The organism is Alteromonas sp. ASW11-130, assembly GCF_026183735.1.
Lineage (GTDB): Bacteria > Pseudomonadota > Gammaproteobacteria > Enterobacterales > Alteromonadaceae > Alteromonas.
The window spans coordinates 348,000-360,056 of record NZ_JAPFRE010000015.1; the positions used below are offsets into that span (position 1 = coordinate 348,000).

10 protein-coding genes are annotated in these 12,057 nt (G+C 45.0%); 2 read left to right on the forward strand and 8 right to left on the reverse strand.

The features are described from left to right. Position 1 precedes the first annotated feature (1 nt). Positions 2–1,048: a lipocalin-like domain-containing protein gene (locus OPS28_RS04640; RefSeq protein WP_265608272.1), complete on the forward strand. Its 1,047-nt coding sequence runs from the start codon at positions 2–4 to the stop codon at positions 1,046–1,048. Between the two features lie 412 nt (positions 1,049–1,460). Here the strand turns inward: OPS28_RS04640 and OPS28_RS04645 are convergent, their stop codons facing one another. Continuing rightward, entirely contained in the window at positions 1,461–1,961 is a 501-nt protein-coding gene (locus OPS28_RS04645) for an outer membrane beta-barrel protein (RefSeq protein WP_265608273.1), read from the reverse strand. 737 nt (positions 1,962–2,698) lie between these two features. Here OPS28_RS04645 and OPS28_RS04650 point away from each other — a divergent pair. Then, a complete protein-coding gene (locus tag OPS28_RS04650) occupies positions 2,699–4,879 on the forward strand; it encodes a S8 family peptidase (protein WP_265608274.1) in 2,181 nt (726 codons plus the stop codon). A 358-nt stretch (positions 4,880–5,237) separates the two neighbouring features. Here OPS28_RS04650 and OPS28_RS04655 read toward each other — a convergent pair whose 3' ends face one another. From OPS28_RS04655 to OPS28_RS04685, 7 genes are all read right to left on the reverse strand, one after another. Next, a complete protein-coding gene (locus tag OPS28_RS04655; protein WP_265608275.1) occupies positions 5,238–6,419 on the reverse strand; it encodes an NAD(P)/FAD-dependent oxidoreductase in 1,182 nt (393 codons plus the stop codon). 98 nt (positions 6,420–6,517) lie between these two features. Beyond that, positions 6,518–6,991, reverse strand: a complete 474-nt coding sequence (locus OPS28_RS04660; protein WP_265608276.1) for a peroxiredoxin — start codon at positions 6,989–6,991, stop codon at positions 6,518–6,520. 9 nt (positions 6,992–7,000) lie between these two features. Then, entirely contained in the window at positions 7,001–7,765 is a 765-nt protein-coding gene (locus OPS28_RS04665) for a class I SAM-dependent methyltransferase (RefSeq protein ID WP_265608277.1), read from the reverse strand. Then, positions 7,758–9,830 (reverse strand): ATP-dependent DNA helicase RecG, encoded by a 2,073-nt coding sequence (gene recG, locus OPS28_RS04670; RefSeq protein ID WP_265608278.1) that lies wholly within the window; start codon positions 9,828–9,830, stop codon positions 7,758–7,760. Before recG ends, OPS28_RS04665 begins: the two co-directional genes overlap by 8 nt. A gap of 127 nt (positions 9,831–9,957) precedes the next feature. Further along, entirely contained in the window at positions 9,958–10,491 is a 534-nt protein-coding gene (locus OPS28_RS04675) for a peroxiredoxin-like family protein (protein WP_265608279.1), read from the reverse strand. Between the two features lie 167 nt (positions 10,492–10,658). Next, positions 10,659–11,375 (reverse strand): tRNA (guanosine(18)-2'-O)-methyltransferase TrmH, encoded by a 717-nt coding sequence (trmH, locus tag OPS28_RS04680; RefSeq protein WP_265608280.1) that lies wholly within the window; start codon positions 11,373–11,375, stop codon positions 10,659–10,661. 88 nt (positions 11,376–11,463) lie between these two features. Continuing rightward, positions 11,464–11,850 carry a RidA family protein gene (locus tag OPS28_RS04685; protein ID WP_265608281.1) on the reverse strand — a complete coding sequence of 129 codons (387 nt, stop codon included), beginning with the start codon at positions 11,848–11,850 and terminating at the stop codon, positions 11,464–11,466. Between the last annotated feature and the right edge of the window lie 207 nt (positions 11,851–12,057).

A 12,057-nucleotide genomic window follows, 5' to 3' on the forward strand; every position in this document is an offset into this window, starting at 1 on the left:
CATGAGGATAAGATACGGTTTGCTGCTACTCGTTTGGGTGTTGTTTGCGTGCCACCCGCCTCCCGAACGGTCAGAGCACTCAGCATTGGCAATAGCCAGTGGCACAGCCGTTGAAAAGGGATACAGTATTACTTTCCCCGAAGACCATGGTATACACCAAGAACAGGGTATTGAATGGTGGTATCTAACCGCTAATCTGACAAGCGATTCGGGCGAAAGCTTTGGTGTCCAATGGACGCTGTTCCGTACTCTTGCGCCCAGCCCGATTAAATCCGTCTGGTGGGATAACAACCTGTATTTTGCTCATTTCGCCATGCAGCACGAACAAAAACACGTCGCCTTTGAGCGCTTTGCTCGTTCAGGCCAAGCAGATGTAACAAGCGCGCCTTTCGAAGCGGTAATTGACGATTGGCAATTACGAAGCGAAAAGAGCAGCTTTCTTCCCTTACAACTAAACGCCGCAGAAAAAGGCTATGGAGTTTCCCTGTTGTTAAATAACAGTCCTGTCACTCTGCATGGCACGAACGGTTACAGTCAGAAAACCCAAAGCGGCCACGCTTCCTACTATTTTAGCTATCCCTTTTTGCGCGTTACGGGGGAGATTTCCTTTGCGGGACAAGACCACGTTGTCACTGGCCATGCTTGGTACGACAGAGAATGGTCAGCTAGCTTACTGGACAAAGACCAGATTGGCTGGGATTGGTTTAGTTTAGTCGACAAGGATCTGCAAAATGGCTTAATGCTTTTTTGTATACGGGGCCGCGAAGAAGTGTATGAGTATTGTGGGGGTACCATTATTGCTGCTGACGGCAGTGCTAAAGCGCTGAAGCAGGACGATATCAGTATGTCTGTGGTTGAGTCTTTAAACGTTGATAATCGAACTTACCCGCAAAAATGGCGAGTCACTATCTCCGATTTCTCGCCGATTATTATTGAAACTATCACTCGGGATTCCCGAAATAATCTTTCGATACAATACTGGGAGGGACGCATAACGTCCAGCGGTGGTTTTGTTGGGAAAGGATACGGTGAGATAACGGGAAATTAGTATTTTTATTTACATAACGCTCGGTATTCTTTTAAAGGGTAACGTTGACCCACTTAACCAGCGAAGAGATATTTAATCAGTATTAAAAATTAGGATCATCGGGGCGAAAATCATACGCTACGTCAACACCGAAGAAACGTTAAAAATTACGTTCGTGGTGATGACTACATAGTGTCGTCAGAGAGTGGATGAGCCTCAAGAGCAGCTACGGCCCTCGTGATGAAAACCAAGACTTCCTTCGTCACACAACGGTCTTTGAATTTCTCTTAAATGCCAAAGCAATATAGTTTATTAGCTTTAAGATCAGTAAATGGGGAACTTACAGGTATTTATAATATTGTCTATAAAGAAGTCGATAACTGCATTATCGACTTCTTATTTCAACGTAGAAAATAATTAACTATTAACTAGCTTAAAATTTAAAGCGGACGCCGAAATTTAATAAGTCAACGCCATCGAATGTCTCGAAAGTCGCTTCAATGCTCGCTTTTTCGTTGATGTTATAACCTGCGCCAATGCCTACACCGAACTCAGATTCGCCTTCGCTTACCGCGTAGCCAAGATATTCAGCGTCAAAATTGAATTTCAAATATGCAGCACTGGCTAATAGGTAAAATACGTCATTCGCTAGGTATTCACCTCGGATGCCCACACCATAATAGTTATCGATGCTTAACTCTACACCGTACAACTCTTCTTCATTAATGCCTGTTCCTAGGCGTAACTCGGGAGTCAGATAAAAGCTTTCAGTCATTTGAGAGCGGTATCCGACGGAAGCACCTATGGCTCCTAAAGAAACGTCTGCGTTAGGGTCATCATCAGAAAGACTGGAGTAAGAAAGCTGTCCCACCCAATTTGCTAACGCCATATTACTAAAAACAGCCAGTGAACAAGCTAATAATGTACGTTTCATTCGTTCATTCCTTATAATAAAAACAAATATAAATTCCGTCACCGCGTTCGCGGAGCGCGGGATAGTAATGCAACACTATGAAATGTCAAATGTTTTTATACATAATACGAAGGTACGATTGGGAGAAAGGTATAAATGACAATATAATGGGGATAAACAGACTGTTCGAAATCGGCAAAATTCCACTTTGGACGCGACTTGTTTAATAGCATAAAAAAAACAAACCTCTTTTTGCATGTCATGCTTGAACCACTTCTCCGATGCTCTCGTTGCATAGACCTACTGGTATGTAGCAGCCAATATAATATACACCGATTTCTTTATAAGAATGCGGCTCACTTTTTTATTGAGTGCGTTTTGCAAAAAATATAATAAAGGACAGTGCTAATGAGAAAGGATGCATCATGATATAAGAAGCAGCATAGTAAAGGATATTAACACTATCAGGGAAACCCATCAAAAACGCCGATTCTGGCTTGCACCGACCGAGTCTATCTTTGCGAGCAATACGAAAGGTACTGACCTACAGTACCTTTCCATCTAGTACACGCGATAATTTGACAACCTTGTTTTCTTGGGTGTTTAGCACCGTCTCCGCTTAATTTTACTGCAATCCATTTTTCTTAAAAATTCACATCTCGTCATCAACTCGAAGTATTTATTTTTAATTGAATGCTTTTTTCGGGAGGACATGTAGTATAAAGTTTGAACAAGAACTATAAAAATAGAGGTTTATAATGACAAGCATGAAGAAAACTATTCTGGCAACGATAATTTCCATGAGTACCTTCGCACAAGCATCAGAGCTTGCCGATTATGTTGTAAAAACAAATGATGGCGGCGCGGTGTTAGGCAATTATAACGTTTCCGAAATACAGTCTTTATCAACTATGGAATTGCATAACGTTACGATGAGCAAATCTGAAGCTGATAAAATCAGACAAGATGAAAACATTGATTTTGTTTACAAAAACGTGTCTGTCTCTGCAGACAGCGAAGGCACCTGCCGCGTATTTGGCTCCAACAATATTAAGATTCAAGGAAACGGGTTTCGATGGAAGCTTTACCACCAAGCCGAGAGTATGTATATCCAAGACATACAAGTAACATCTGATCGCGCCCAAACGGGCGATTTAATAAGGATAAGTGTTGGTAATCAACGCCTCTCCTTTGTTCCAACTACGGAAGGCGGCTATACCACAAGCGCTCCTATTGAAATTGTCTCTGGCGATGAGATCACATTAAAATTCAGTGAAATGACGAGGGACGTTGAGCAGTCAGATATTCAAATCAATGTCCAAATGTCTGAAGGGTGCTCTGTCACTTCACAAAAGGGATATGATGATTATGACAGATCACGGGACAACACGTTTGTTGCTGAATCAATTGGAGCTCATGTACTTCATAAGCAAGGTATTACTGGCGCGGGTGTGACTGTAGCGATGATTGACACAGGACTGACTCCCTTCAAAGAAATTAAGCGCAATACGCAAGGTGGTAAGCGTCATATCGTAGAATACAATGCCCATGGCGGTGTCGATATTTATGATGACTACGGACATGGTACGCATGTTACTTCCGTGATTGCAAATAGTACTGAAACAAAATTTCAAGGCAAGAAAACCGGATCTTATCACGGCATTGCACCTGATGTAGATCTTGTCATCGTTAAGGCTATGGGTACAGAAGGAAAAGGGAGTTTGTTTGATGTTATCAAAGCGATTGATTACATCATTGAAAACAATGACACCCTGAGTGTTGATGTACTAAATTTATCTCTTGGTGCCAGAATCCGGAGCCCATACTTTCTGGACCCTTTAAATTACGCGGTGACTAAGGCGTGGAGCGAAGGAATTGTGGTTGTTGCATCAGCGGGCAATCGCGGCGAAGAAGGGTATGGCAGTATTAATACGCCGGGTAACAATCCTTATGCGATCACAGTCGGTGCTAGTTCAGATAATTACACCCCCGGTTTTCTTTTCGATGATTACATTAAGTCATTTTCGAGTGTGGGGCCAACCATTGACGGCTTTGCAAAGCCCGATCTGGTCGCCCCCGGCCATCACGTTATTGGTTTATTAGATAGTGACTCTCAGCTTGGCATGTTAAGGCCGGATAATTTCGGACTTCAAAATCACTACATGGCTAATGGCACTTCTATTTCGACAGCTATTACGAGTGGCGCTGTAGCTCTGATGTTGTCAGCGGATCCAACGTTAACGCCGGATGATATTAAGTGTCGATTGAAGTCAACATCTGTTCCTTTGGCGACCCAGGATGCGACAGCTTATTCTATCTTTAAACAAGGGTTTGGAACGTTGAATGTGATAGAAGCCGTTAAATCACGCCGAATTGGCTGTGCCAATCAAGGTCTGGATATTGTTGCAGAGCTATATGAAGGCCAGCATTACCAAGGCACAGTTGAGGTTGATAAATATGGACAGCCTCACTACGTTGATGGTAATGGAAAGCGGTGGGTGAACGGGGTGATGCGTCCTGACGCCAACCTATGGTCGGATGCCAACCTATGGTCGGATGCCAACCTATGGTCGGATGCCAACCTATGGTCTGATGCAAACCTATGGTCTGATGCCAACCTATGGTCTGATGCCAACCTATGGTCGGATGCCAACCTATGGTCTGATGCCAACTTATGGTCTGATGCCAACCTATGGTCTGATGCAAACCTATGGTCTGATGCTAACTTATGGTCTGATGCAAACCTATGGTCTGATGCAAACTTATGGTCTGATGCAAACTTATGGTCTGATGCTAACTTATGGTCTGATGCTAACTTATGGTCGGATGCCAACCTATGGTCTGATGCCAACTTATGGTCTGATGCAAACCTATGGTCTGATGCAAACCTATGGTCTGATGCAAACCTATGGTCGGATTTCTTATTATGGGCAGATTAATTATCAGTTAAAATATAATCCATTTAAAATCCTCGCCCATCCAATGGTCGAGGATTTTTTAGTTGCAATGGAGCGTGGTTATTTATAATGCATTGCTATTCGCCATTATGTTTACCTCGTTGCAGAGCAAGTACCTTCCACTCATGTGAATTCAAAGTCTTGTTACCTAAAGCAGGGCTTCTGTCGTAACAAACGCGTGTCATACTGTGGCATATTGTTAGAACAAAAAAGCGACCGAGTTCGCTATCCCGCCAGTCGCCTTAATTTAATGCCCCAAATGTAGAGGAGACATCACCAACTCGGAGCACACTTAATTTTATTTAAGGGTATGGGGAAATATTGTTGTCGTTAACTAACATTACGCATTTTGTCCCGCAGCCCACCCGCTACTCCACGCCCACTGAAAGTTATACCCTCCCAGCCAGCCAGTGACATCTACTACTTCGCCAATAAAGAACAAACCTTCTACTTTGTTAGTCATCATGGTTTTAGACGAAAGTTCATCGGTATTGACCCCGCCTAAGGTCACCTCCGCTGTTCGATAACCTTCGGTACCGTTAGGTTTAATTTTCCACCCTGCTAACGCCTGTTCCATAGCTTTTAACTGATTAACTGAAAATTGTTTGATGGGCAGATTTTGCCACTTATTTACTTCAATCAGGACTTGCGCTAGTCGTTTGGGAAAGTGTTTAGCCAACACCGTTGATAGCTGAGCGTCGGGAGAAGTTTGCCTCGCTTCAACTAAAATTGACTCATGTGCCGCAGCCAGTAAATTGATGTCGATGGATTCACCCGGTTCCCAGTATGATGAAATCTGTAACATGGAAGGGCCACTTAGGCCTCGGTGAGTGAAAAGCATCGCTTCGCTAAAAGCGTTGCGATGGTTTCCTGCCGATACATCTACCGCGATTCCACTTAGGTCTGCGAACACGTGTTTGTCTTGATCATGCAATGTAAATGGAACCAAACCTGCCCGTGTGGGTAAAACCGACAAACCAAATTGTTCTGCAATTTTATAGCCAAATGGGGTAGCCCCTAATTTGGGTAAACTTAACCCCCCCGTAGCGATAACCACTGATTCTGCGTGGTATTCGCCCAACGAAGTATGTACTACAAATTTGTCTGCCACTTTCTCCAGACTTATAATGTCGCATCGGGTGGTGACTTCTGCACCATATTTGCTGCATTCGCTTAAGAGCAAGTTGACAATATCAGCAGCTGACTGGTCACAAAACAACTGGCCTAATGTTTTCTCGTGGTAAGGTATCTCATAAGCAGCCACCAGTGAGATAAAATCCCATTGGGTGTAGCGACTCAGGGCGGATTTACAAAAGTGCGGGTTTTGCGATAAGTAGTTTTCTGGTGAAGCATACATGTTGGTGAAGTTACAACGCCCCCCCCCAGACATCAGAATTTTGCGGCCTACTTTTTTGGCGTGATCAAGGACTTCAACTTTACGACCGCGCTTGCCCGCTTCCGCAGCGCAGAATAATCCTGCTGCGCCTGCGCCAATTACTATCACGTCCCGCTGCTTTACCATTTGTTAGTTAACCCGAATCATATAAACGCGGGAATTATACAGATAAATACAGCGTAAAAATGAAAAATTAAAGTGAAGGGGGCACTCCCCCTTGTCCACTAAAGGCTGTTCAACATGGTCTGGGCGTCACTTACTTCAAAGTTGCCCGGATCCTCAATATTTAGTTTTCTAACAATACCATCCTCAACCAGCATGGAGTATCGCACTGAGCGCACGCCGCCAAACTCGCCAGTATCAACATCCATCCCAATTGATTCGGCGAAGAAGCCGTTACCGTCACCAGCCATAATAATGCCTTCGGCATTAGTAGCCTTAGCCCAAGCGTCCATTACGAACGCATCATTAACCGAAATACAAATAATTGAATCTACGCCTTTTGCTTTAATCTTATCCGCCAACGCAACATAACCCGGTAAATGAGTTTGCGTGCAGGTGGGCGTAAACGCGCCGGGCACGGCAAACAGCACGACTTTCTTACCGCCGAACAGTTCGTTTACATGGGGGTTCGTCATCTTTCCATTTTTTAATACGCTTAGGGTAACTTCAGGTAATGAACTGCCAACTTGAATCATCGGATTCTCCTATTTTGTTTTTATTAGATATACATCAAATCTGTGTTTTTTACTGGTAATTGCCATTGATGGTTCGCATCCAGCTAGCACTGGCGCACTATTGGGACGCTTCACCACAACCCGCGACCTGGCCAAGGCCTTAGCTGGCGTCAACAAGTTATCAGCGTCCAGGTCGTGTCCCAACAGTTGCTGAAATACCCGCATCTCCTTTTTAACTAAAGCAGATTTTTTGCGATGTGGGAACATGGGATCTAAATAAACGCCATCCACTGGTCCTTGGGACCAGTTTTGCATAACTGATATGCTATCGCCATGAATAAGTGAAATGTGTTCAGCCATTTCGGGTTGTTGCGCTACCAATCTGGCGATACCATCCGCCAGTAGTGCGGCGACGACAGGGGAACGCTCGACCAATATTACCCTGCAACCTACGCTGGCCAACACGAAAGCATCACGCCCCAATCCAGGCGTAGCATCTATAATCGTCAACTGATGATTCGATTTAACAGCGAACGCTTTTACTAATGGTTCTTTAAAAGCACCGCCATATTGCTTACGGTACTGAACTTGTGCCGATAGGAAATCTACGGCGACTCCATGCTGCTTGGGTTCGGTGAAATCCTTGAGCACCAGGTGCTCGTTTTCAAAACACAACCCGAGTTCGGTAGGCTGTTGTTTTACGCGTTCGAATCCCCACTTTGCGCACAGCAATTGGGCTTTTTGATGCACTGCTTCGCTGGCATTCTCGACATAGACAGGCAATGTATTAAGCATGACCGTACTGCTCCTTCACGCCAATCCAGCGATTTATAATAGCTTGGGCGTTTGCTGGATACTCTGTCCACAAGCGGTTGGCGATCTGCTGTACTTGAGGGATAAGTGAGGCATCGCGCACCAAGTCGGCAATTTTCAAATCAGCAATGCCCGTTTGTTTCGTGCCCATCAATTCACCCGGACCGCGGATTTCCAGATCCCGCTGGGCGATATAAAAGCCGTCACTCGACTCTCTTAGCACGCCTAATCGCTGTGTCGCTGTTTTCGATAACGGACTTTGATACATCAATACACACTGACTTTCTACCGCGCCACGGCCAACGCGTCCCCGTAGCTGATGCAGCTGCGCCAATCCTAAACGCTCTGGGTTTTCAATAATCATGATACTGGCATTCGGTACGTCTACGCCGACCTCAATTACGGTTGTCGCAACTAATAAGTCGAGTTTACCGGCCTTAAACTCAGCCATCACTGCTTGTTTTTCATTCGCTTTCAAACGGCCGTGAACTAAACCGATGCGTAGTTCCGGCAATGCGGTACGTAATGTCGTTGCAGCGTCCTCGGCGGCTTGACATTGCAGCACGTCGGATTCTTCAATCAACGTACACACCCAGTAAGCCTGCCTGCCATTCGTTTTGCATGCTTCGTAAACGCGCTGGATAACATCTGCCCTACGTGTGTCGGGCAGGACCACGGTGGTAACTGGGGTTCTGCCGGGGGGAAGTTCATCGATAACCGATGTATCCAAATCTGCATAGGCGGTCATTGCAAGTGTGCGGGGTATCGGCGTTGCCGTCATGATTAATTGGTGGGGAAACCGACCTTGGACGCGCCCTTTTTCTCGTAATGCCAGCCGTTGATGAACACCAAAACGGTGTTGTTCATCGACAATTACTAAAGCAAGTTGCTGATAGTCTACTGCTTCCTGAAAAATTGCATGGGTTCCAACGAGCATCTGAATATCGCCGTTCGCGAGGCGATCGAGTAATTCCTCTCGTTTTTTGCCTTTTAACTTCCCCGCCAACCAGCCCACTTCTATTCCGAGGGGTTCCAGCCACGTTCTAAAGTTAACCGCATGCTGTTCAGCTAGCAACTCTGTTGGTGCCATGAGCGCAACCTGGTAGCCATTTCCTATAGCGGTTAATGCAGCAAGGGCGGCTACCAGCGTTTTTCCAGAGCCGACGTCTCCTTGCACTAATCGCATCATAGGCCGAGCGTTTTTCAAATCGTTAAGAATATCGTCCCCTACTCTTTGTTGGGCGCCTGTAGGCGAAAAAGGTAACGAATTGAGTAATTTATTACGCAAAGCTGGCGCATCTTTTAATGGGATACCGGGCTGAGCATCAGCCTGTTGTCGTACTTTTAGCACACTCAAGTGGTGGGCAAGTAATTCTTCTAAGATAAGCCGCTTTTGCGCAGGATGCTCTGCATTTTCAAACGTTTCAATCGCGACGTCCGCAGTGGGTCTATGAACCGTATGCAAGGCTTCATGCAAAGGAATTTGGTGTTCATACAAACCTTCAGGCATTAAATCGGTAAGGTTTTTATCGCTAAGTAATGCAAGTGCCTGTTCAGTTAACTTGCGCAATGTAAGCTGTTTTATCCCTTCTGTTGTGGGGTAAACCGGTGTCAGGGTTTCTTCTACAGACGCCGCGCCTTCATCTTGTAGAGCAAATTCTGGATGCATTATTTCGAGACCGGTCTTGCCCGTTCGGATCTCACCAAAGCATCGCAAACGATTTCCCGGAGAAAGGATCGTCCGCTGTGCAGCGCCGAAATGAAAAAAACGAAGGGTAATAGTGCCAGTTCCATCAGATAATTTGACTACCAGCATGCGTTTTCGACCATATTGAATATCGGCTTGCATAACTTCGCCAATGACGCTTACATGACTAAAAGGACGACATTCAGCCACGCTGTATATGCGGGTACGATCTTCATAACGGGCAGGCAAATGAAAAAGCAAATCCTGAACCGTATAAATACCAATTTTTTGGAGCTTTTCGGCTACCTTGGCCCCGACTCCTTTTAGCTGGGTCAGAGGCATGTGCGCTAGAGACTGCATCGCAGCCAGTTCCCTCGGCTATTTATAAGTAGCCGCAGTATAACCGCAAAAAGTCACTAGCGTGAAGCGGATTAGGCGATGTTCTATCCCTATCAGCGGTAATGTGAGCAACCAACACTCCGAACGGCTATCGCTTCGCAAATGTTTTTGCAATGGCCACCACAAAGTCGGCTGAGCGGCGTACTTTGTAGTCAGGGTTAACCAAACTCATTTGTACCATACCTTGCGTAGCCACGATAAATAGGCTGGGAGTGAGTAATACGGGCTGTCCCTGCGCACTTTTAGTAAGCGTTATGCCATATTCTTTATATTTTGCCACCGTAGCTGCATCCACAGTAAAACCTACACCAAATCCTTTAATTGCTTGTAAACCTTCATCTGTGAACGATGTAACTGCTTGTTTAGCATCAAACTTTTGATTCTGGAGTTGGGTAGGTGACTGAGGTGAAATTGCTAATATTTGATAACCGAGTTTTATCAAATCCGTTTCGATGTATTTGAGCTCGGCAAGCTGCCGATTGCAGTAGGGACACCACCCACCTCTATAAAAAAGCACCATAGTAGGTTTTCGCATTAGTAGCGCTTTTAAACTAAAGGGCGAATCGTCAGCATCTTTTTCTTTTATGTCAGGTACATTCATGTCATTAAGCAACGAACGCACTTCTATTGCACTTTCAGCAAAAGTAGGTGTGTATGCGTAAGCATAATGACTAGCAGCAAACGACTATAAGACTAGGGCTAAGCAAATGGATTTGGTCATAACTATTTGCGGATTGCTTGTATAACCCTATATGACCTTCAATCCATTATTCTTATTTCTAATAGTTTTTAGGAAGATTCATCCGCTTTTAGCGCGCTCATTGCCTTAGGAGTTAACTGCATTTGCTGCCACCAGCTTTCGTCAGCGGCAATTTGACCGTTTTCATCGATGGGCGGGTAGGCAATACCTTTTTGCTTACACAAGGGATACAACCGGGGATACCCCCCCTCAAATAATATCTCCTGACAGGACTGCTCGCTAAGGTGCTGCTGATCATACATTCCTGCTATCTCTCGTTGGCGCTGCGCTTCATACAACACCAACGCCGCTGCTACTGAAACGTTTAAAGACTGCACCATGCCCAGCATAGGGATAACAATATCTTGATCGGCCATTTCAATGGCGGCGTCGGTTGCCCCATACTTTTCCTGGCCGAATAAAATAGCAGTGGGTTGGGTGTAATCTATTTCTCGAAAATCCACTGCCGTATCAGACAGATGGGTTACTAACACTTGCATACCTTTGCTTTTAAGATGCCCAAGCGCATCAGTGATATTGTCATGGTTAGTCTGTCTAACCCATTGCTGACTTCCCATTGCCGTGCCACCACGTAATTTGTACTTTTGGTCCCAAACGGTATGCACCCGATGGATACCCACGGCATCGCAGGTGCGCACCACGGCAGAAACATTATGGGGCTTGTGCACATTTTCCAAACAAACGGTCAGATCTGTCTGGCGTTTTGCCAACATAGTGCGTATGCGTTGATAGCGTTCTGGAGACATAATTTTCTCAATACAGCTGGGATGTCTGGTTATTAGTAGGTTTAACGTTTTTCGATATTATTCATGCCCATATCATCACAGGCGGGTATTACTCCGGCAATTCCATTATGCCATCAATTTCGATTTGCGAAGACTTAGGTAGCTGGGCTACACCAATAGCCGCTCTGGCAGGGTAAGGCTTATTGAAATATCGGCTCATAATTTCATTTACCGTGGCAAAATGAGAAAGATCCAGTAAGTAAATATTTACTTTTACTAAATCATCCATAGAGCCGCGGGCTGCCGAGCATACAGCTTTTAAATTTTCAAATACCTGTTCTGCCTGTGATTCAAAATTATCTGACACCAATTCCATTGTTGCTGGATCTAGTGGTATTTGCCCTGACAGGTATACGGTTGTGCCGGCTTTCACTGCTTGGCTATAAGTGCCTATCGCTGCAGGGGCGTTATCCGTTTGAATAATCGATTTAGCCATAATATTTCCTGTTTTAGTATCATGCGCGCTGCATTTTGGTGTTAAGCTTTACAGCGCACGGTTGTCCAGTTGTGTTACAAACATTACCCATTGGGGTGAATTTTCGTGCTGCCATGACGTGAGTCGCCATTTACTGAGATTACTAAGCTCCCTGCCTCATACTTTTTTCGAAAGCCCGCAGAAAACGTATTTTACGCAACAGCACCT